The sequence below is a fragment of the uncultured Polaribacter sp. genome, assembly GCF_947503875.1.
In the GTDB taxonomy this organism is placed as follows: Bacteria; Bacteroidota; Bacteroidia; order Flavobacteriales; family Flavobacteriaceae; genus Polaribacter.
This window is the reverse complement of sequence record NZ_CANNFH010000002.1, coordinates 475,239-497,735: the sequence shown is the minus strand read 5'-3', so window position 1 is coordinate 497,735 and position 22,497 is coordinate 475,239. Positions and strand designations below refer to the sequence as shown.

The 22,497-nt window shown below is 30.3% G+C and carries 21 protein-coding genes and 1 tRNA gene; 7 read left to right on the top strand and 15 right to left on the bottom strand.

The features are described 5' to 3' along the window. Positions 1–262 precede the first annotated feature (262 nt). Genes Q0684_RS04610 through Q0684_RS04580 form a run of 6 tightly spaced genes read right to left on the bottom strand, consistent with a single transcriptional unit; the run spans position 263 to position 5,358 of the window. Positions 263–511: a hypothetical protein gene (locus Q0684_RS04610; RefSeq protein WP_299013082.1), complete on the bottom strand. Its 249-nt coding sequence runs from the start codon at positions 509–511 to the stop codon at positions 263–265. Position 512: 1 nt separating this feature from the next. Next, positions 513–839, bottom strand: a complete 327-nt coding sequence (locus Q0684_RS04605; RefSeq protein ID WP_299013080.1) for a nucleotide pyrophosphohydrolase — start codon at positions 837–839, stop codon at positions 513–515. An 18-nt stretch (positions 840–857) separates the two neighbouring features. Next, entirely contained in the window at positions 858–1,415 is a 558-nt protein-coding gene (locus tag Q0684_RS04600; protein WP_299013078.1) for a thioredoxin family protein, read from the bottom strand. 54 nt (positions 1,416–1,469) lie between these two features. Continuing rightward, positions 1,470–2,681, bottom strand: a complete 1,212-nt coding sequence (locus tag Q0684_RS04595; protein ID WP_299013076.1) for an NAD(P)/FAD-dependent oxidoreductase — start codon at positions 2,679–2,681, stop codon at positions 1,470–1,472. After that, positions 2,678–3,607 (bottom strand): GYDIA family GHMP kinase, encoded by a 930-nt coding sequence (locus Q0684_RS04590; protein ID WP_299013074.1) that lies wholly within the window; start codon positions 3,605–3,607, stop codon positions 2,678–2,680. The genes Q0684_RS04595 and Q0684_RS04590 overlap by 4 nt, the downstream gene beginning before the upstream one ends. After that, positions 3,607–5,358 carry a hydroxymethylglutaryl-CoA reductase, degradative gene (locus tag Q0684_RS04580; RefSeq protein ID WP_366140185.1) on the bottom strand — a complete coding sequence of 584 codons (1,752 nt, stop codon included), beginning with the start codon at positions 5,356–5,358 and terminating at the stop codon, positions 3,607–3,609. Before Q0684_RS04580 ends, Q0684_RS04590 begins: the two co-directional genes overlap by 1 nt. 230 nt (positions 5,359–5,588) lie before the next feature. Here Q0684_RS04580 and Q0684_RS04575 point away from each other — a divergent pair, with 230 nt between their 5' ends. The 4 genes from Q0684_RS04575 to Q0684_RS04560 all read left to right on the top strand — a co-directional run bounded on the left by Q0684_RS04575 (position 5,589) and on the right by Q0684_RS04560 (position 10,724). Next, the gene (locus Q0684_RS04575; protein ID WP_299013072.1) at positions 5,589–6,371 is read left to right on the top strand and encodes a prohibitin family protein; all 783 of its coding nucleotides are present in this window, start codon (positions 5,589–5,591) and stop codon (positions 6,369–6,371) included. Positions 6,372–6,543: 172 nt separating this feature from the next. Beyond that, entirely contained in the window at positions 6,544–8,742 is a 2,199-nt protein-coding gene (locus Q0684_RS04570) for a S9 family peptidase (RefSeq protein ID WP_299013069.1), read from the top strand. Between the two features lie 17 nt (positions 8,743–8,759). Next, on the top strand, positions 8,760–10,148 hold the full coding sequence (locus tag Q0684_RS04565; RefSeq protein WP_299013066.1) for a peptide MFS transporter: 1,389 nt from the start codon (positions 8,760–8,762) through the stop codon (positions 10,146–10,148). 51 nt (positions 10,149–10,199) lie between these two features. Further along, the gene (locus Q0684_RS04560) at positions 10,200–10,724 is read left to right on the top strand and encodes a DUF255 domain-containing protein (RefSeq protein WP_299013063.1); all 525 of its coding nucleotides are present in this window, start codon (positions 10,200–10,202) and stop codon (positions 10,722–10,724) included. Here Q0684_RS04560 and Q0684_RS04555 read toward each other — a convergent pair. The 5 genes from Q0684_RS04555 to surE are packed head-to-tail and all read right to left on the bottom strand — an operon-like array spanning position 10,721 to position 15,408. Continuing rightward, positions 10,721–12,736 (bottom strand): ComEC/Rec2 family competence protein, encoded by a 2,016-nt coding sequence (locus tag Q0684_RS04555; RefSeq protein ID WP_299013054.1) that lies wholly within the window; start codon positions 12,734–12,736, stop codon positions 10,721–10,723. The genes Q0684_RS04560 and Q0684_RS04555 overlap by 4 nt on opposite strands. Before the next feature lie 25 nt (positions 12,737–12,761). After that, positions 12,762–13,247, bottom strand: a complete 486-nt coding sequence (locus Q0684_RS04550; protein ID WP_299013050.1) for a C40 family peptidase — start codon at positions 13,245–13,247, stop codon at positions 12,762–12,764. Then, the gene (lpxB, locus tag Q0684_RS04545; protein ID WP_299013047.1) at positions 13,244–14,359 is read right to left on the bottom strand and encodes a lipid-A-disaccharide synthase; all 1,116 of its coding nucleotides are present in this window, start codon (positions 14,357–14,359) and stop codon (positions 13,244–13,246) included. Before lpxB ends, Q0684_RS04550 begins: the two co-directional genes overlap by 4 nt. Before the next feature lie 3 nt (positions 14,360–14,362). After that, positions 14,363–14,650: a hypothetical protein gene (locus Q0684_RS04540; protein ID WP_299013042.1), complete on the bottom strand. Its 288-nt coding sequence runs from the start codon at positions 14,648–14,650 to the stop codon at positions 14,363–14,365. After that, the gene (gene surE / locus Q0684_RS04535) at positions 14,638–15,408 is read right to left on the bottom strand and encodes a 5'/3'-nucleotidase SurE (protein ID WP_299013039.1); all 771 of its coding nucleotides are present in this window, start codon (positions 15,406–15,408) and stop codon (positions 14,638–14,640) included. The genes Q0684_RS04540 and surE overlap by 13 nt, the downstream gene beginning before the upstream one ends. 219 nt (positions 15,409–15,627) lie before the next feature. On the opposite strand from surE, the gene Q0684_RS04530 reads away from it, so the two are divergent. Further along, positions 15,628–17,760 (top strand): carboxy terminal-processing peptidase, encoded by a 2,133-nt coding sequence (locus tag Q0684_RS04530; protein ID WP_299013035.1) that lies wholly within the window; start codon positions 15,628–15,630, stop codon positions 17,758–17,760. A 65-nt stretch (positions 17,761–17,825) separates the two neighbouring features. After that, complete coding sequence (locus Q0684_RS04525; protein WP_299013027.1) at positions 17,826–18,269, top strand: thioesterase family protein; 444 nt, start codon at positions 17,826–17,828, stop codon at positions 18,267–18,269. Positions 18,270–18,374: 105 nt separating this feature from the next. Here the strand turns inward: Q0684_RS04525 and Q0684_RS04520 are convergent, their stop codons facing one another. Continuing rightward, positions 18,375–19,352, bottom strand: a complete 978-nt coding sequence (locus tag Q0684_RS04520) for a type I phosphomannose isomerase catalytic subunit (protein ID WP_299013026.1) — start codon at positions 19,350–19,352, stop codon at positions 18,375–18,377. Between the two features lie 59 nt (positions 19,353–19,411). Continuing rightward, positions 19,412–19,493, bottom strand: a tRNA-Leu gene (locus tag Q0684_RS04515). Positions 19,494–19,618: 125 nt separating this feature from the next. Between Q0684_RS04515 and Q0684_RS04510 the strand changes: the two genes are divergently transcribed. Further along, complete coding sequence (locus tag Q0684_RS04510) at positions 19,619–21,007, top strand: dipeptidase (protein WP_299013024.1); 1,389 nt, start codon at positions 19,619–19,621, stop codon at positions 21,005–21,007. A 225-nt stretch (positions 21,008–21,232) separates the two neighbouring features. On the opposite strand, the gene Q0684_RS04505 is transcribed toward Q0684_RS04510, so the two are convergent. Both Q0684_RS04505 and Q0684_RS04500 read right to left on the bottom strand, forming a co-directional pair. Next, positions 21,233–21,892, bottom strand: coding sequence for a DUF2490 domain-containing protein (locus Q0684_RS04505; protein WP_299013018.1), 660 nt, complete (start codon positions 21,890–21,892; stop codon positions 21,233–21,235). Further along, a complete protein-coding gene (locus Q0684_RS04500; protein ID WP_299013016.1) occupies positions 21,892–22,470 on the bottom strand; it encodes a hypothetical protein in 579 nt (192 codons plus the stop codon). Before Q0684_RS04500 ends, Q0684_RS04505 begins: the two co-directional genes overlap by 1 nt. Positions 22,471–22,497 lie beyond the last annotated feature (27 nt).

The following is a 22,497-nucleotide window of genomic DNA, read 5'->3' as shown; positions in this document are numbered from 1 at the left end:
GTTTATATTATTTTTGATAATAAAATAAATTATAGCTCAATATAAATACAATACAAACTCAAAAAGTCACACTGAGCTTGTCGAAGTGTTTTACACAAAGTTATAAGTATTATCTGGTCTTCGACAGGCTCAGACTGACTTAGTTAATGTTCATTGAATTTTTAGAGTTCATATTATTTTTGAGATTCAAATAATCTATCGCTCTAAATAAAAACGCAAAAAGGCCAACTATATATGTATTAATAGAATTTTCCTCTTTATTCTACTTCATTTTTTTATTAGTTATCCAAAGTGCATAGAAGAAACAAATAAAGATTTTTATTCCCCAAAAAGATTTCCATTTTCCATCAGCAAAATTCACCTCATTTACCTTTGCGAAATCGCCGGCAAAAATATCGCGCCAGCTGTTCATAAATAAAGAAATTAATGTAACCATTATAAAAAACGGAATGGCAACCTTAGCTAAATTTCTCCAAAAAACAGGTTGTTTAATTTTTTCTAAAAAAGTCATTTTATTTTAATTTTTCGTTATTGTGATGACGATCGTGATCTCGTTTTGTTTTTATATCTAATTTTTTTTCAAAAGCATCTTGTAAATTTATTCCGGTTTGATTTGCCAAGCACAAAACCACAAATAGTACATCTGCCAACTCTTCACCTAAATCTTTATTTTTATCAGATTCTTTTTCACTTTGTTCACCATAACGTCTGGCAATAATTCGTGCAACTTCGCCAACTTCTTCCGTTAACTGTGCCATATTAGTAAGTTCATTAAAATACCTTACTCCGTGGGTTTTAATCCAATCGTCTACCTGTTTTTGTGCGTTTTCTATATTCATTTGTTCTATTTCAAAAAATTATTTTTTCCATTTAATACCACAACCAACACTTGGCTTTTGATTTTCTAAAATTAATTTATTTTCTAGTAAATTGTCTAAAGCAAGTCTAATATCTGCACCTGTTACTGGTTTTCCATTTCCTGGCCTAGAATTATCTAACTGCCCATGATAAACCGACTTTAAATTTTCATTAAAAATATAAAAATCTGGTGTACATGCAGCATCATATGCCTTGGCTACTTCTTGCGTTTCATCAAATAAATACGGAAAAGGGTATTTTAAATTAATAGCAACTTGTTTCATATATTTTGGGGCATCTTGTGGATAGTTTTCAATTTCATTAGCGCTAATTGCAATAAAATTGATGCCTTTGGCTTGATACTCATTGGCCATTTTAACCAATTCTTCATTGATATGAATTACAAACGGACAATGATTGCAAATAAATAAAATAACTGTTCCTTTTTCTCCTTTTGCTGCTGCTAAAGAAACAAATTCATCATTTACTGTATTTAATAAATTAAAATCAGGTGCTTTTGTACCTATTAAAAATTCGTTAGATTCTGTTAATGCCATAACTTGGTTTTTGGTTGTTAGTTTTTGGTTTTTAGTTTGCTACCTATATTTTAATTATACTTCAGATATCGCTTGCGCGCAAAGATAACCACCTGTCCATGCATTCTGAAAATTAAATCCGCCAGTTACAGCATCAATATTTAAAACTTCACCTACAAAAAAGAGGTTTTTATGTTTTCTGCTTTCAAAATTTTTAAAATTGATTTCTTTTAAATCTACTCCACCAGCCGTTACAAATTCGTCTTTAAAAGTAGTTCTACCATTTGCGTTGTAAACACCGTTTGTTAATTGTTGTGCTAGTTTTTCTAGTTGATTATTATTTAAATCTGCCCAATTGTGGTTTTTAGAAATATCTGAAAACGTTACAAAACGCTCCCACAATCGTTTAGAAATTTCTGTAAAAGGCGATTTTAAAATTACCGTTTTTCTTGGTTCTTTCTTTTTTAAATTCAACAAAACATTTAATACTTTATCTGTTGGTCTAGACAACCAATTTACCACAACATTATATTGATACTTTTTATCTGCTAAAATTCTTGCGCCAAAGGCGGATAATTTTAAAACTGCAGGACCACTCATTCCCCAATGTGTAATTAGCAAAGGGCCAGACGCTTCTAGTTTTGTACCTGAAATGTTTACAGTTGCATTGGGCACAGCAATACCCAACAAATCTGTTAATCGTTTATCTTTTATATTAAACGTAAACAAAGACGGAACAGGATTTACAATTGTATGCTCTAAAGTTTTACACAACTCCCAAACCTTTTTAGAACTTCCTGCAGCAATTACAACTTTATCTGCCTCAAAAATTTGTTCTTTTGTGTTAATAACCCATTTATTTTCTTGTTGATAAACAGAATTTACGCCATGATTTGTGAACACTTTTATGCCTAAGTTATCAACCGCTTTTTGAAAACAATCTATAATTGCCTGACTTGTATTTGCTTCTGGAAAAACACGATTATCTGCTTCTATTTTTAAAGGAACTCCTCTATCATCAAACCACTCAAAAGTATCTCCTGTCATAAATTTATGAAAAGGTCCTAGCAATTCTTTTTCTCCTCTAGGATAAAATTTCACTAATTCTTTAGGTTCAAAACAAGCATGGGTTACATTACATCTTCCACCGCCAGAAATTTTTACTTTTTGTAAAACCTCTTTTCCCTTTTCTAAAATTGTAATGTCTAAATTGGGATTCTTTTCTTTTGCATTAATCGCTGTAAAATAGCCTGCTGCTCCTCCACCAATGATTATTATTTTTTTCATAAAATCATTTCTTCATAAGTAAGTATTGTTTCAAATCCTTTATTCTTAAAATAACTTGGTGTTTCTGTATTACCTGTTACTAAAACAAAATCTCCTCCCCAAGCACCTAAACTTTTTATTTCACCTAAATTATAGTCTGAAAATAATTTTTCTTTTACCGGTTGAATTTTTATGATTTCACTAATAATTTGTTCGTGCTCAACGATTAATTCGTTTAATTTTAAAACAGAATTGGCTTTTAAAAATTCATCAGCAATTTCTGAAATTCTTTTTATTTCTTTATCAAAATTAACACCACTTTCTCTAAATTTTGCAATACCTTCTTTAGAATCTTGTTTTTGATTTAAATGCACAAAAAACAAATTTTCTTTAAAACTAGGGTTAAATTCAACTTGATTTACAAGAGGTTTTTTATCATTTATTTGATAAAAAATTGGCGTGTTATTTTGAGCGCAAGCAATATCATAACCGCTTCCTTTAAAAGAATTCCAAAGTAATTGAAACGCGTCTACTTTTGCCCAAGCTGCAATAGAATTTATTAAGGTTGATGAACTACCTAACCCCCAATCTCTTGGGAAAGTTAAATTTGTTTTTACTACAAATCCGTTTGCTGTTGCTAAGAAACTTGGATTCATTCTTTTAGCTTCCTTTAAAATATCTAACAAGGTTTCTGCCACAAACTCTGCACTGCCTTCTTTATCTGAATTAAAAGTAGCATTAATTAAACGCATTTTATTTAGATCAAAAACGGCTTCAAACCAACATGCTCCTGTACTTGTAAAACTGCCCCAAATAATTTGGTTTTCTTTAATTTTTTCTACAACTAAATCTTGCCCAAATTTTGTGGGCAATGCCAAAGATTTTGCGCCATCTAAAACAAGGTATTCTCCTGTTAATAATAATTTTCCGTTAGAATAAAAATGCATTAAATTAAATTGAATTGTTTAAAATGATGTGTAAAATGTTTAGTGTGAAATTTAATCCAACCTGAATAATCTAATTCCCCAAAAAAGGGATGATTTTCTAATTTAGCGGTTTTAAAATGCTCATGAAATTTAACAATCTGAATAAATAAATCTTCAATCGCTTTTTCTAAGGAAGCATATTTTACAGGTGTTGGTTCTTCTGATAAAACAGCAGGTTTAAAACCTACTTTTAACTCTTCCGCAGAATCTAAAAATATTTTTCTTCTTTCAGATTTTTCTTCCTCTACAAAACTATCTGCTTGTATTCTACCATTAGAAATACGTAATATAAAACCCAAATGTTCTATCATTTGTTGGGCGTTCATTTTTCCAAAAACGGGCTTTGTATCAGGTTTTAATGGGTCTAATACATGTTTCAATTTGATTTCATCATTAAAATCGACCCAATTTACTGTATTTTTAATTGCTTCAAATTTTGAGACCACAGCTGCATGAGACACCGTTTTTTCTTTAAAATATTCTTCAACTATCACTTTTTCTCTGTTTGTAGCGCCTAATTGATTCAAAATATTTTGCAAATGCATTTTCATATGCCCATGCTGAATTCCTTTTGTTGTTAAGGCTCTTAAAGCTGCGAAATTTTGAGCTAAACCAGCAGCTGCAATAATTTGCATTAATTCTTGTGCAGAAGGTTTTTGTAGCATTTTTAAAGATAATTTTGCCAAAGGATGCAAAGCTGTTAAACCACCTACAGTTCCTAAAGCTAGCGGAATATCCATCCAAAATCTAAAAATATTGTTTTCTATGGTACAATAAGATAAACTACTATATGTTCCATTTCTAGATGCATAAGCGTGTGCGCCAGCTTCAATAGCTCTAAAATCGTTACCAGTAGCTAAAACTACAGCATCAATTCCGTTCATTATACCTTTATTATGGGTAACTGCTCTATAAGGTTCTATAGCTGCAATTTTTACAGCTTGCTCAAATTTCTGGGCAAATTTCTGCGGATTTTCTCCTCCCAATTCTTCCACTTTACAAGAAACCTCTGCTCTAACCAAACATTCTGGCACATAATTAGAAAGTATACTCATTACAATCTCAATGGTATCATTTCTAAATTGGTTTGCAATGGCCTCTAAACAAGAATTTATAAAGTTTGCACCCATAGAATCCTTGGTTTCAAAAGTAACATGCAACTGATAATAATTGTCTAATTTATCAGTTTTATCAACCAATTGTATATCTAAAATTCCTCCACCACGTTTTTCCATATTTTTGGTAATGGAAGCTGTAGCTGCATATAATTCTGTTTTATTTTTATTGAAATACGACGCTAAATCTGCCTTTTTACCAGCAAACATAAAATGAACTTGCCCTATTTTAGTGGTTCCTAAAACGGTTGTCTTAAAGCCACCTCTTGTACTCCAAAACTTTGCTACTAAAGATGCTGCTGCTACCACAGAACTCTCTTCAATAACCATAGGTATTGCGTATGTTTTATTATTGATTACAAAATTAGGCGCAACACCCATGGGTAAATAGAAATTTGAAATGGTATTTTCTATAAAATCATCATGCAGTTGTTGTAATTTTTCATCTTCATTAAAGTACTGTTTTATTATTGCTGTAGCATTTGTATTCTTTTGAAAGTAATTGTTTGCCAACCAAGCAATTTTTTCTTCTTTCGTAAATTTTGAAAAACCGGAAATAATTTTAGACATTGATATTCTTATTTTCTTAGAATACAAAGATAATTTAATCTGTATTACAGAACCTAAATAATGGATTGAATAAATAAATTACTATTAAAAATTAAAACCTTATTAAAAATCTATTAAACATTTCGTAAAAAAAAGTTAATATTTTAAATATTCAATAATTTAAATCAATGTTATCATAGAATAATTCAATTAAAATACCTTTTTATTAAGTTATTTCCAAATTATCTTTGAAGAGGACAAAAATAAAATATATACATATGAGAAATTTAAGCGTAATAGCAATTTTAGGGATTTTTTTATTTTCTAGTTGTGCAGTAGTAAGACCAGGAGAGGTAGGAATTAAACAAACTTTGGGTAAATTCTCCCAGGAGGTTAAAACTCAAGGAACTGTAGTTTACAATCCTTTGATTAGTAGGGTTATTAAAGAGTCTACTAAAACGAGTAATATAAAACTTGTTTTAAGTTTACCTAGTAAAGAAGGTTTAAGTGTAGATAGTGAAATTTCTATACTATATAGATTAGAAGCAAATATGGTTGCTTCTGTATTAGAAAATTTAGGGCAAGACTACGAATCTGTAATTACAAGTGTATTTCGTTCTGCAGCGTCTGATGTCTGTGCTCAATTTTTTGCAAAAGACATGCATTCTGGTATGAGAGCTTCAATTGAGTCGGAAATTCTAAAGAAAATGAAAATAAATCTTGAAAAGCAAGCAGACGGAATTGATTTAATTGCGGTTTTAATGAAAAGAATTCGTTTGCCTAGAGGTTTGGCAAATTCTATAGAAAGAAAATTACAAGCAGAGCAGGATGCTATGCGTATGAAGTTTGTTTTAGACCAAGAAAAATTAGAAGCAGAAAGAAAAATTATTAATGCTAAAGGTGAAAGAGACGCACAATTAATTATTGCAGAAGGTTTAACAAGCGGAATTATAAGATTGAAGGCAATTGAGGCTTTTAGAGAATTGGCAAAGTCTGGTAATAGCAAAACAATTATAACAGATGGTAAAACTCCATTAATTATTGGTCAAGAAGAAAAATAGTAAAAGACAATTTTAAATAAAAAATTAAACTCTTAATACAATTATTGTATTAAGAGTTTTTTTTTGAAAACTGTTAAAATTTTAAGTATTTTATAGTTTACAAGTAAGTTTTAAGCCTTTTTTTGCCAATTTTTCCGTAAACTTGACAAAGATTTATTAAACGAGACATTTCATGAAAAAAATACTATTTTTAATAGGAATAATTTCTATGACCAGTTGTAAAAAAAACAATTTAAACTCCACCAACTCTAACAACGGAGACAAAGCAATTACTTTAGAAGAAATTTGGGACGGTACATTTTCGCCTGAACGTATGAATGCTTTAAATGCCATGAATGGGGATTTTTATTCTTTATTAAATACAGATAATAGTGGTAATAGCACTGTAGATAAATACAGTTATAAAACCCTAGAAAAAGTTGCTACTCTAGTAAACAGCAAATCCTTAGATGCTATAGATGGTTTTTCTTCTTACAGCTTTAATGAAGACGAAACTTCTGTAATTTTAGGTACAAATTTTAATAAAATATATAGACGCTCTTTTACAGGTACTTTTTATCATTATAACTTACAAACAAAACAAGTGCATTTAATTGGCACAGATATTCAAGAACCAACCTTTTCTCCTGATAGTAAAAAGATTGCATTTGCTAAAAAAAACAATCTTTACATACTAGATATTGCAAAAGGAAACAAACTTACCCAAGTTACAAAAGATGGTGAATTTAACTCCGTTATTAACGGAATAACAGACTGGGTTTATGAAGAAGAATTTGCTTTTGTAAAAGCATTTGAATGGAGCAAGGATAGCAATAAACTAGCTTTTTTACGTTTTAACGAATCTGAAGTTCCTACTTTTTCTATGGATATTGTGGGTACAGAAAACTACCCAACAAGGCAAGTATTTAAATACCCTAAAGCAGGAGAGAAAAATGCAGTTGTAACCTTACACACGTTTACACTTTCTACTCAAAAAACATCCAAAATAAATTTGGAAGATTACGAATATATACCCAGAATAAAATGGACTAATGACTCAAATATTTTGGTGGCAACTACTTTAAATCGCCATCAAAATCATTTAAAATTACACAAAATAAACACTAAAAACAAAAACGTTAGCCTTTTGCTAGAAGATACAGATAAGGCTTATGTAGACGTTACAGACAACCTTACTTTTTTAGCAGATAATTCATTTATTTGGACTAGCGAAAAAGACGGGTTTAATCATATTTATCATTATGATTTTAATGGAAAATTAATCAATCAGATTACAAAAGGAAATTGGGAAGTAACCAATTATTATGGTTTTAATGAAGACAAAAAAACAATTTATTATCAATCTGTAGAAAACGGCTCTATAAACAGAGGTGTTTATTCCGTTGGTTTAAACGGTAGCAATAAAAAACAATTGAGTAATGTACAAGGCACAAATGCTGCATCATTCAGCCATAATTTAAATTATTTTATCAATACTTTTTCTACAGCTATAACACCTCCTGTTTACACTTTGTACACAGCAGAAGGAGAAAAATTAAAGGTAATTAAAGATAATGCAGATTTAAAAGAAAAAATTGCTTCTTATCAAATGTCTGCAAAAGAATTCTCTACCATAACTATTAATGGTAACGAATTAAATATGTGGATGATTAAGCCTGTAGATTTTGATGAAAACAAAAAGTATCCGTTACTAATGTTTCAATATTCTGGACCAGGATCACAACAAGTGGCTAACAAATGGAATGCGAGTAATGATTATTGGCACAATATGTTGGCTCAAAAAGGAATTATTATTGCTTGTGTAGATGGACGAGGAACAGGATTAAAAGGCGCTGAGTTTAAAAAATCGACTTATTTAAACTTAGTTAAATATGAAACAGAAGATCAAATTTCATCTGCTAAAGAGTTGGCTAAATTAAGTTTTATTGATAAAAACAATATTGGAATTTGGGGTTGGTCCTTTGGAGGACATATGAGTACCAATTGTCTTTTAAAAGGAAGCGATATTTTTAGTACTGCAATTGCAGTAGCGCCAGTAACTTCATGGAGATTTTATGATACTGTTTATACAGAACGCTTTTTAAGAACACCACAAGAAAACCCTGCAGGTTATGATGATAATTCACCAATAAATTACGCAGAAAAACTGCAAGGAAACTACCTTTTAGTGCATGGTACAGGTGATGATAACGTGCATGTACAAAACACCTTTAGAATGACAAATGCACTAATTGAAGCCAACAAGCAATTTGATCAATTTATTGTACCAGATAGAGCACATGCCATCTATAAAGGAAAAAACATGCGTTTGAATTTATATACTAAAATGACAAATTTTATAGAAACGCATTTAATTACTAAATCTAACTAAAATCCAAAATAAGAAATATGAACAATACAGTTAAATTACCGCATCAAAAAGAATTATTTGGACATCCTGTAGGACTATTTGTACTCTTTTTTGTTGAAATGTGGGAACGTTTTTCTTACTATGGAATGCGCGCAATACTTACACTATATCTTGCTGCTCCTGTAATTTTAAATGATCCTCAATCAGGATATGGTTGGACTAATGCAGAGACATTATCTTTTTATGGAACTTACACCATGTTTGTTTATTTAACCTCTATTCCTGGTGGTTGGCTGGCAGATAAGTTTATGGGACAAAAAAAGGCAGTTATGTTGGGTGGTATTTTGCTTTGTATAGGACATGGAATTTTAGCTGTAGACGAGCAATGGGCGTTTTTTACAGGTTTAATTTTTATAGTAACAGGTGTTGGATTTTTAAAACCTAACATTTCTACAATGGTTGGTGGTTTATACAAAAAAGGAGACGATAGAAGAGATAAAGGATTCTATGTTTTTTATATTGGTATAAATCTTGGCGCATTTTTAGGCGCATTAGCTGTTGGGGCAGTTGCTGCAAAATATGGTTGGCATTATGGCTTTGGATTAGCAGGAATAGGAATGGCTTTAGGACAAATTGTATACATGTATGGCTTAAAGTATTTAGGTACAGTTGGAGATTTTATTGGAAAATCAGATTCGCCTGATAAAGATTTATTAAAAAAACCTCTAAACAAAGTAGAGAAAGATAGGATGCTTGTAATGTTTTTATCATTCTTAATAATAATTGTTTTTTGGGGAGCCTTTGAACAAGCGGGTGGCCTAATGAGTTTGTATACTGAACAGAAAACAAACAGAATGCTTTCATTTTCATTACCATTAATTGGAAATGAGGTGCCTGCAGCAGTATTTCAATCTATAAACGCATTTTTTATTATTGTATTAGGAACTGCAATAGGCAGTTTTTGGCACAAATGGAAGAATAAAGGAAAGGAATCCTCCTCTTTATTTAAAATGGCAGTTGGAGTGATTATTATGGCTTTTGGGTTCTTCTTTATGAGTAAAGCATCTTCAGAGGTTGTAATGAATGGTAGTGAAATAGCAGAAAAATCAGCAATGATTTGGCTTGTTTTAGCATATCTTTTTCATACAATTGGAGAATTATGTGCGTCTCCAGTAGCGCTTTCTTTTATAACAAAACTAGCGCCAGTTAAATATGCGTCTTTTATGATGGGAGCATATTTTGCAGCAACAGGATTAGGTAATAAAGTTGCTGGTTATGTGGGAGGACTGTCTGAGAATGCCGGAGATTTTGAAATATTTACAGGAATTGGTGTTACGTGTACAATATTCGGTTTATTAATTATTGCTATTTTAAAACCACTTAAAAGATTAACTCACGGAGCAGAAGATAAAGTCTTAAGTGAATAAGATTTTAGAAAATAACTGTAAATTTCCCAGTGAAATTTCGACTTAAATATTATGAGAAAGCTAATATTAACTTTATTTTTAGTTGGAACCATTTATTCCACAAAAGCACAAGACAAAATAAATTGGATTTCTTTTGAAGAAGCAATAGTGCTGAACAAAGAAAACCCTAAGCCTATTTTAATAGATATATACACAGATTGGTGTGGCTATTGTAAAAAAATGGATGTAAATACATACACAAATCCAACAATCATAAAAAGCATAAACGATTCTTTTTATGCAATTAAATTTGATGGAGAATCAAAAGAAGACATTACCTATAAAGGACATACATTTAAGTATCAAAAAAGTGGCAGAAGAGGATATCACCAATTGTCTGCATCTTTAATGAATGGCAAACTTTCTTATCCTACAACCATATTTTTAGATGAAAACGAAGCTTTAATTCAAGCGATTCCTGGTTATTTAGATAAGAAATTAATGGAGAAAATTTTAGCTTTCTTTTCAAACAAAAACTATAAAGACAATAAATGGGATGTTTTTGAAAAAGAATTTAAAAGTCAAATACAAGACTAGTCTTTAAGTACAAAAGCACCTTTTTGCCCTGTATAATGAAAAGGGATCTTGTTGCGTAAACAAATCCTTTCCCAACCATTTACATAACTTTTAAAATTAGAGCCATCTGCAATTATAACAGATGGTTTTATTTTCTTTATCAATCGCTGTAAATTAATTTTAGGTGCATATTGTAGCACAACAATCGGGTTTTGCATACCATCAATATTATACACACCCAAACTATCTACCACTAAAATATGTTTTTCTTTTAAACGAATACTATTGTTAAAATGGGTTGTAAACACATTTAAATTCTCTTTAATACGGTATTGTTTAAGCGCATAAATGTCATTACTGTTTATTGAATCTAATTGATGTTGTACATATAAATTCTTGGCGAAACGTTTGCCTATAATTGAATTTCTAGTTTTATGAAAAACAATAAATGCATTGGTTTCCTTTGCCTTTTTCTGTTCTAACAAATACAAACCCTGCAATATTAAAATAGAAACTAAAACTACTATGAAACGGTTTGACTTTCGCTTCATTAAAAAATAAACTACAGAAAATATAAAAAAGTAACAAGCCAGCATCATTACTAATGACAATGTTAATTCTTTAAACAAAAAAGATTCTTGCTTAGAAATCCAACTTACAAAAGCATTCATTACAGAAATTACATTAGCATAAATACTTGCTAAAAATTGTGGCAATATATTTAACAAAGCCAACCCAATAATAAGAATTCCACCTATTAAAATAGCTCCTAAAAAAGGTATAATAACAAGGTTTGCCAAAATAAATAACCCAGGAAATTGTTGAAAATAATAAATACTTAAAGGCAATATGCCTATTTGTGCACCAATAGAAACTGTAATAAGTTCCCATATTTTTTTATCTACATAAAATTTGGGCTTGTATACTTTATACAACTTTGGCTGTACCCAAACAATACCAAAAACTGCCAAATAACTCAGCTGAAAACCAACATCAAATAAAAACATAGGTTTACAAATAAGCAGTAATAATAAAGAACTAATTAAAGAAAAAAACACATTGTTTTTTCTAAGAAAAATTTGCCCAAAAGCAACAAATGTAAACATGGTTACTGCCCTTACTACAGATGCAGATAAACCTGCAATAAAGGCAAACATCCAAAGTAAAAGAATAAGGATAACTACCTTGATATATTTACCTTTTCTTAATAATAGCAAAGGTTTTAATAAAATTGATAAAATTAAAAGCACAATACCTACATGCAAACCAGAAACCGCCAAAATATGAATGGCACCAGCATTGGCGTAATCTGCTAAAAGACCTTTTGAAACATCTTGCCTTTGCCCTAATAAAAGGGCATTAATTACCGCAAATTCATCGTTTTTAAAATGATAACGCTTTAACGCTTTCTGAATGTTATTTCTAACTTTTTCTGAGACTCCAACTAATGATGTAAACTGTTTTTCTTGGGCTATATATTGCTTGCTAGTGATAAATACTTGCTCGTAAATACCTTGTTTTGCTAAATATTTTTTGTAGTTGAATTGTTTCGGATTTAAGGGTGGCCTTAATTTACTGAAATTTTGAGTCGCTACAATTACATCATCAACATGTAAAAGACTTTGAGTGCTATCTTTTTCAAGATTTAATAAAATACGACCTCTAGTTTTAGTTTGCCTTACCTGAATAACCTCTGCAATATATTTTTTATGGTAAAGACTAGGCTTTAGCACACTAACAATTCGTAAAGTAACTCTAGAATTTGTGGAGCTAAAAAGTTCATAATTATTATTATAATTTTTAGAATTATTTACAAAAACCGCAGAAACTCCTAGAATAAAAAACAATAGAAAAGTAAGCAATGTGAATACTTTTCTATGAGTTATAAAAAGTAAAATTATGCCTAAAACAGATAATAGCAGGAATATTGGTAAAAAACCAAACACCCAAATTTTATAATAATATTGACTTAAAATACCTAAAGTTAGGCACAATAATAGATGCAAAGGCACATATTTAAGTAACTTGTTCATAGCAAGTTAAATATAGCACTTTTTCTTATAGAATCCTATTTACCTTTACAAATGCCTTTTTCCAATAAGGGTTACTTAATGACGATACAATAACGCCTTTAGATGTTGTAGCGTGTATAAAGTTTACTTGGCCATTATTTACAGAAACAATTAAACCTACGTGATTTATTCCCGCTCCTTTTTTAGCTGTTTTAAAGAAAATTAAATCACCTTTTTTTGCACTTTTTAGGCCTACTTTTTTACCAGTTTTAGCCATTTGTTTAGATACTCTTGGTAATTGTATATTTTCTTTTTTATAAGCAACAAAAACAATTCCAGAGCAATCCATGCCTTTATTAGTAATGCCACCATATTTGTATTTTACCCCTTTAAATTGTAATGCATTAGCAACTACTTTATCAGATTTTGATATGCTTACTGCTTTTGTTGTTTTTACATTTTTTGTAGTCGAACAAGAAGATAAAACGAATATCAACATTACAAACAATAAAAAAAAGTGCTTTAAATTCATTTTACTTGTAATTTCTTTACAATTTCTTTGGCGGCTTTTTTAGATGCGCCTTTACCACCTAATTTTTGCTCTAAATCAAAATAATTTAAGAATAATTTTTCTCTGTGTTCAGTATTCAAAATTTTACTTAACTCTGTTTTTAAATTCTTCTTATTAAAATCATCTTGAATTAATTCTTTTACCACTTCTTTGTTCATTATTAAATTTACCAAAGAAATAAATTTTAAGGTAATAATTCTTTTTGCAATTTGGTAAGAAATGTAGCCACCTTTATAACAAACCACTTGTGGTACCTTAAATAAAGCTGCTTCTAAAGTTGCAGTGCCAGAGGCAACTAAAGCTGCGTAAGAGATACTTAATAAATCATAAGTTTTGTTATTAATAAACGCTACTTCTCTAGAACCAATAATACGCTTATAAAAAGAAAAATCTTGACTAGGAGCACCAGCAATTACAAATTGATATTCTTTAAAATCATTTACTAAAGATAACATTACAGCCAGCATTTTAGTAATTTCTTGTTTTCTACTTCCTGGTAAAATGGCTATAATTTTTTGATCTCCTAATTGATGTTCTTTTCTAAATTTAGCTTCAGAAACCTGTTTTCTATCGGCAATAGCATCAATTAAAGGATGCCCTACAAAAGTTACTTTATAATTGTGTTTCTTGTAAAAATCCTCTTCAAAAGGAAGGATTACAAACAGTTGATCTATATCTCTTTTGATATCTTCTACTCTACTTGCTCTGCTTGCCCAAACTTGTGGAGAAATGTAATAATTGGTGCGATATCCTTCTTTTTTTGCCCATTTTGCAACTCGTAAATTAAAACCAGAATTGTCTATAAAAATTATAACATCTGGATTAAAACTTGCAATGTCTTTTTTACAAAACTTTATAAAACCAAGTACTTTAAATAAGTTTTTAATCACTTCAAAAAAACCCATAAAGGCTCTTTCTTTGTAATGGCTTACTAAAGTTCCGCCAACTGCCTGCATTAAATCACCACCCCAAAAACGTATTTCTGCATTTTGGTCTGCTAAAAATAATTCTTTCATTAAGTTGGCACCATGCAAATCTCCAGACGCTTCGCCAGCAACAATATAATACTTCATCTTTTAAAAAAATTTTAGTAATAAAGTAGTTAATGCTATTAAAATGGTGGTTAACAAAACTCCTTTTGCCTTATGATCTTGTTTCTTTTTAATAAAAACAAAAAAGACAAATAAATTAGGTATTGCTGCTAAAGCTAAAACTTTACCATACAAATCTCCCTCTTTTATCATTTGTAAAGTATCTGCAAAACTATATTGAGAAAAATATTCTAGGTATAAAAATATTCCACCAAAGGTGGCGAAAAGAGCAACTAAAACACCAATAAGTATGTCTTTTTTTACAGTTCCCATGCGTTTAATTTTTGAATCATGTGGTGTGCAGTCATATCAAATTGTACAGGAACCACAGAAACATAGCCGTTTTCTAAAGCATAAACATCTGTATCTTGACCTTTATCTTTACTTACAAACTGGCCAGAAAGCCAATAGTATTCTTTACCAAAAGGACTTTTTCTTTTATCAAAATCTTCTTTCCAATAGCCATTTGCTTGTCTACAAATTTTTACACCTTTAATTTCATTGGCTTTTAAATCTGGTATATTTACATTTAGCACAACACCTTCTGGTATGCCATTTAACAAAGCATTTAATGTAATATTTTTCACGTAAGTTTCACTTGGCACAAAATCTGCATGCCATTTAAAATCTAACAGAGAAAACCCAATAGCTGGTATACCTTCTATACCTGCTTCTATTGCAGCACTCATAGTACCCGAATAAATTACGTTTATAGAGGAGTTTGCACCATGATTTATTCCAGAAACACAAAGGTCTGGTTTTCTATTTAAAATTTCACTAATTGCCATTTTTACACAATCTGCAGGTGTACCAGAACAGGTATATTCTAACTGAGGCCCATCATCTATTGTAATTGGGTTACAAGTTAAAACATTATCAACTGTAATTGCATGTCCCATTCCACTTTGTGGGCTATCAGGTGCCACAACAACAACATCTCCAATTTTATTCATTATTTTTATTAAAGCTCTAATTCCTGGAGCTGTAATCCCATCATCATTGGTCACTAAAATTAAAGGTTTCTCTTGCATAGTTAGTATATTTTTAACACGAATTAAAGCATCTTTATTTACAAATGTAATTGAATTTATTCATTTTCTTTTTAACAATTTGTAAAGAATAAACTGCCTGTAAATTCTGTATTATTGTATAAAGAATCTAAAATAATCCTTTTTTAAATAATTTGGCACTATTTTAGTAATCTATAATTCTAAAAATTAAGAATAAATAGACAAACGCTCAATATATTTATGAATTTAAGACACCAAATTAGTATCGTATTCATAGCAACCTTAATGCTGTTTACTAGTTTTAACGGAAGTGCAAATAACACTGAAAAAAATCCAGATCCAAAGAAAGATAAAATTTTAGTATTTGTTTTAAAAAATATTTTAACTAGAGGCCATTTTGTGGTTAAAGATTTAAATGACGATTTCTCTGAAACAGTATTTACCAATTTTATAGACGCCCTAGATCCTAGCAAACGTTATTTTACTCAGAAAGATATTAAAGAATTTTCACGTTACAAATACGATATAGACAATCAACTTCTAGCAGATAATGTTGATTTCTATAATTTGGTTTATGATAAATTTTTAAACAAAATTAAAAATGCAAAGGCTTATTACGGAGAAATTCTAAAACAACCTTTCAACTTTAATAAAAAAGAAACTATAGATATTAATTATGCTGATGCTCCTTTTGCAAAGAATGAAAAAGAGCTGGTAAATTATTGGAGGAAACAATTAAAGCTTAGTACTTTAAGCAGAATTCAAGACAAATTAGATAAAGAAGAGTCGAAATTAGAAAAAGATAAAACGTATCAAAAAAAATCTTTTAAAATTTTAGAGCAAGAAGCTAGAGAAGAGGTTTTAAAAAACATGAATGATCTTTATTTAAGAATTGAAGAATTAGAACATGAAGATTGGTTTTCTGCATTTTTAAACAGTGTTGTGGGTGCTTTTGATCCACATACAACTTATATGGCACCAAGAATTAAAGAGCGTTTTGACCAAGATATGTCTGGTAAATTAGAAGGTATTGGAGCAAGATTGTCTAGAAAAGGTATTTATACTGAAATTTTTGAATTGGTTTCTGGCGGACCTGCATGGAAAGAAGGAAGTTTAGAACCTGGTGATATAATTTTAGAAGTTGCACAAGGAGAAGAGGAACCAAAAGACATTGTGGGCATGCGTTTAGATGATGCTATCAAATTTATAAAAGGCCCTAAAGGTACAGAGGTTAGATTAACGGTTAAGAAGAAAATAGATGGTACCACAAAAATTATATCTATCATAAGAGATGTGGTAGAATTGGAAGAAACCTTTGTAAAATCTACAGTTGTAGAGAAAGATAATAAAAAATTCGGTTTAATTGATTTGCCAAGATTTTATATTGATTTTACCGATAGAAATGGAAGAGATTCTGCCAAGGATATGGAAAAAGAAATTGCACGTTTAAAAAAGGAAAATATAGACGGACTTTTAATTGATCTTAGAAATAATGGTGGTGGATCTTTAAAAACTGCTATTGAAATTGCAGGTTTATTTATAGAAAAAGGGCCTATAGTACAAGTAAAATACAGAGGGCAAGATCCCATAGTAAAAAATGACGAAGATCCAAAAATGCAATGGCAAGGTGCTGTGGTAGTTTTAGTAAATGAACTATCTGCCTCAGCATCAGAAATTTTTGCAGCAGCAATGCAAGATTATGGCAGAGCAGTAGTTGTTGGCGGTAACCAAACCTATGGCAAAGGAACAGTGCAAAGTGTAATACCTATAAACAATTTTTACCCAAACTACAAAGAAGATTTAGGCGCTATAAAAATGACTATCCAAAAATTTTATAGAGTAAATGGTGGTTCTACACAGATTGAGGGTGTGTATTCTGATATTGCAATGCCAGACAGATTTAGTTACATGGCCTTTGGCGAACGTGACGTAGAAGGCGCTTTGGCTTGGGATAAAGTAGCACAAGCGAAATACACAAAAACCAATTCTTATGAGAATTTTAATGATGTGATTTATAAAAGTAAAAATAGAATTGCATCCAATAACAACTTTAAGCTAATTAACGACTACGCTAAATATTTAAGAAAAAATCAAGACGACAACTCTTTTTCTTTAAATTCTAAAGAATTCTTTAAAGAGAATGAGATGCAAGAGGAATATGCAAAAAAATACAAATCTGTATTTGAGTATACATCAAATTTAACTTTTAAATCTCCTGCATACGAAGCTGCTTTACTAAAAAAAGATAGTATTTTAAAAGATAAAAGAGCTGCATGGCATAAAAACCTCTCTAAAGACATTTATGTAGCAGAGGCCTTAAATGTTTTGGGTGATTTAAAATTAAAAAATAACGCCCAAGTTGTAAAAAATTAAAAATAGAATTAAAATAAAGGCCTGGTAATTTCCAAAATTATCAGGCCTTTTTATGTAAATAAATTATGAGTTTTCAAGTAGATTTTGCCACAAAATGGTCAGATTTTGATCCAAACAGACACATGCGTCATACAGCTTATAACGATTATGCTGCAGAGGTTAGAGTGCGTTATTTTGCCAAGTATAACTTTTCTATAGAAGAGTTTACAAAGCATAATTTAGGCCCTATTTTATTTACTGAAGAAACTTCTTTTAGAAAAGAAATTCATTTAGGAGAAAATATTACGGTAAACATAAAACTACAAGGTTTGTCTGAAAACAATGAGCGTTGGAAAATTGTACATGAAGTTTTTAATGAAGCAGGAAAACTATCTGCAATTATAAAAGTTTACGGTGCTTGGATAGATCTAACCAAAAGAAAACTAAGAGTACCACCAAAAGAAACCCAAGCCCTATTTAATTTTGCTGAAAAATCAGAGGACTTTGAAGTGATTCCTTTGAAAAAGTAACTTAATTTTAAATTGTTTAAAATTTAAGTTTTTGATCTTTAAATTACAGGTATCAACTTCAATTAAATCTACAATTTAATGATGAATTGCATTTAAAACTTAACCTTATAAATAAACCTCTATAAGCTTGGCTTGTTTTGATTGCGAAACTAACTTCACTTTATTAATAATTGCAGGTAATAAAATTGTTTCTCCCTTTTCAAGGGGATAAATTTCGTCATTAAAAGACAACTCTAAATTACCATCTACACACATATAAATTACAAAAGAATCTAATTGGGTGTAATCTTGTTCTAATGTTCCTTCAACCACTAAAAAATTAGAAGTAAAATAAGGGGAATGCACTAATTTATTCGCAACATTTTTAGCTGTCTTATAATTGGTTTTATAATTTTCTTTAGGCTCAAAATCAATTACATCTATGGCTAAGTCATTATGTAAATCTCTTAATTTACCCGTTTTAGCATCTACTCTATTATAATCGTAAATTCTGTAAGTAATATCTGATGTTTGCTGAATTTCTGCCAATAAAACGCCAGCACCAATGGCATGCACTCTACCTGTTGGAATATAAAACGTATCTCCTTCAGCAACTTTTTCGTGATGCATTTTTTCTAAAACAGTCCCATTTTCAACCAAAGAATTATACGCTGTTTTATCTAATTTTTCATCAAAACCAACAATTAATTCTGCATTTTCATCAGCTTCCATTACATACCACATTTCATTTTTACCAAAAGAATTGTGGCGTTCTTTTGCAATTTCATTACTTGGGTGCACTTGTATAGAAAGTGGTGTTTTTGCATCTATAAATTTAATTAATAAAGGAAATTCATTTCCAAATTGCTCATAAACTTTAGTTCCTAGAAAATCTCCTTTAAACTCTGCTATTAAATTGGATAAAGTTTTGCCTTTAAAAAAACCATTAGCAACCACAGTTTCGTCATTTTTAACATCAGAAATTTCCCAAGACTCTCCAATACTAGTCTCAGAATAATTTTTATTTAAAACTGTTTTTAATTTTTCTCCACCCCAAAGACGGTACTTATATAAAGGTGTAAATTTTAAAGGATATAATTTCATAAACTTATTTTTTTTTGAGCATAAAAAAAGCTGAAGTTTAAAACTTCAGCTTCAATTTGTACAGGCGGAGAGACTCGAACTCTCACACCTCGCGGCACTAGATCCTAAGTCTAGCGTGTCTACCAATTCCACCACGCCTGCTTAATTAGCAGATTAACCTGCAAACTTTCCGAAGATTTCGGGATGCAAATATAAACAATACTTACAAACTACAAACTTGTTATTAATAATTTTTCTATTTTTGAAAGAGAAAATAAAAACTAAAAATGGATACCATAAAACAATACATTTCAGAAAATAAAGAACGTCTTTTAGCAGAATTGATAGCTTTATTAAAAATACCTTCTGTAAGTGCCGACTCTAAGTACAAAAAAGACGTTTTAAAAACGGCAGATTTTATTTTAGAAAGTCTAAAAAAAGCGGGCTGTGATAAAGTTGAATTATGCGAAACACCAGGTTATCCTATTATTTATGGTGAAAAAATAATAGATAAAAATTTACCAACAGTTTTGGTGTATGGTCATTATGATGTGCAGCCTGCAGATCCTTTAGAATTGTGGGATTCTCCGCCTTATGAACCAGTTATTAAAAAAACAGAAATTCATCCAGAAGGTGCCATTTTTGCACGTGGTAGTTGTGATGATAAAGGCCAAATGTTTATGCATGTAAAAGCTTTAGAATATATGACTTCTAAAGGAAAATTACCTTGTAATGTAAAATTTATGATTGAAGGTGAAGAAGAGGTAGGTTCTGAGAGTTTGTCTTGGTTTGTACCTAGAAATAAAGAAAAATTAGCCAATGATGTTATTTTGATTTCAGATACTGGCATGATTGCCAATGACATTCCTTCTATTACAACAGGTTTGCGTGGCTTAAGTTATGTAGAAGTAGAAGTTACCGGGCCAAATAGAGATTTACACTCTGGTTTGTATGGTGGTGCAGTTGCAAATCCTATAAATGTTTTAACCAAAATGATTGCTTCTTTACACGATGAAAATAACCATATTACCATTCCTGATTTTTATGATAAAGTTGAAGATTTATCAACCTCAGAAAGAGCAGAAATGGCAAAAGCACCGTTTTCTTTAAATGATTATAAAAAAGCTTTAGATATTGATGCTGTTTATGGCGAAAAAGACTATTCTACAAACGAGAGAAATTCTATAAGACCTACTTTAGATGTAAACGGAATTTGGGGTGGTTACACTGGCGAAGGCGCAAAAACAGTAATTGCATCTAAGGCTTATGCTAAAATATCTATGCGTTTGGTGCCCAATCAAGATTGGAAGGAAATTACACAATTGTTTAAAACACATTTTGAAAGCATTGCACCTAAAGGTGTAAAAGTAGCAGTAACACCTCATCATGGAGGACAAGGTTATGTTACACCAATAGATAATGTTGGGTATAAAGCAGCGAGTAAAGCATATGAAACTACGTTTGGTAAAACTCCAATTCCGCAAAGAAGTGGCGGTAGTATACCAATTGTTGCATTGTTTGAACAAGAATTAAAAAGCAAAACTATTTTAATGGGCTTTGGTTTAAACTCAGATGCCATTCACTCACCTAATGAACATTTTGGAATTTGGAATTACCTAAAAGGAATTGAAACCATACCTTATTTTTACAAATATTTTACGGAGTTATCTAAATAATGTTAGTTTGAAATAACTTTTATAGTTTATGTTTTCTATGTGTTTGAAAATTAGTTCTATGTCATTTCCAACGAAACGAAGTGTAGTTGAGAAATCTGGTATTACATTTGAGATTTCTTCATAAAGTGGAAATGACATTAGTTTTAAATATTGTAAATCGTAAATAATAAACAGCATTTTGTTAATCCAACTCACCTTACATAAAAAACAACAGCACAGCATTACCTATTGTAAAGAAATATACCAAGTGGCGCGAAACCAAAACTGATTTTCAGTAGCATTTTGTATAAAATTACTAACTCTGTAATCGATACCAAATTCTATTTTGTCTTTTGCTGAAACTTGGTAGCCCAAATATGGTGTTAACCTAATTTCTAAATCTTTTTCTGCAAAGGCATATAAATATTCGTTACCTAATTTTAAGTAAAATTCTTTCACGTCTATTCTTTCTCCATTTAAAGGCAGCTCTGTGCTTACTCTATATCTAGATCTAAATGTAGTTTGTTTTTTTACTTGATAAAATTGTTCTAATGCAAAACGATGCCCAATTTTTAAAGCATTGTAATGCTGTAAAATATTATAATGCTGAAATGTTCTATGGATAGTTTCTGTACCTCTAAAACGTAAAATGTACCCAAAATTAAAAGATTGGTTTAGCGAAGTCTTTAAAGAATATATGGAAGAAATATCGAGTAAATTGTGAGTCAACTGCAAATTTTCATCATAAAAAATAGTACGTTGCTCTACACTATTTACCCATTTAGAAACCTTGTTTATTTTTTTAGACAACACTACTTTTGGTAAAAAAACCAAATCTGTATTTGATTGCGAAAAAACATTTAAACCAACAAAGAAAGTAAGAAACAAAAGTGATTTCGTTTTCATTAAAATTCTAGATTTAAAGTTAAACCAGTTCTTATTTTTTGCTCTTGTTCAATTTCTCCGTTTTGGTTTATTAAAACTTCAAAAAGTTGTTGCTTAGATTCTTTCTTCCCTTTCACCACAATTTCATACTTTAAAATTGGCGCTGCCTGCTCTGTTTTTACCTGAAATATTTTGTTATAGATAGCAGTTGCTGTGCCTGAATATTGTATTTGAATCTTATTAATTTTGTATTTCTTAAAACTAGATTGCAATGCTTTTTTTAAAACTTTTTTCGTTTCTAAAGACAGTTGTTTGAGCTTTACTGTTTTTTCTACATCTAAAATTTCACCTTTCGCATTAAATTCTATGCTATATTTATGCTTTTTAAAACGTGTTTTTGCTTCAAAGGTTTTGCCAATATTGCTTTCTTCTGCATACCATTTTACTTTTTTAGGAAAATTCCATGTTTCAAGTATTTGTAAGGCTTGTTTTGGCACTAATTCTGAATTCACCCGATATTCTTTTTCGAATTTTTCTTGTGAGGTTAGTGTTTGAAAACTCAAAAAAATAAATATAGATACTAATTTTAATTTCATCATTTTAAACTGTGTTTTTAGCTTACTAAA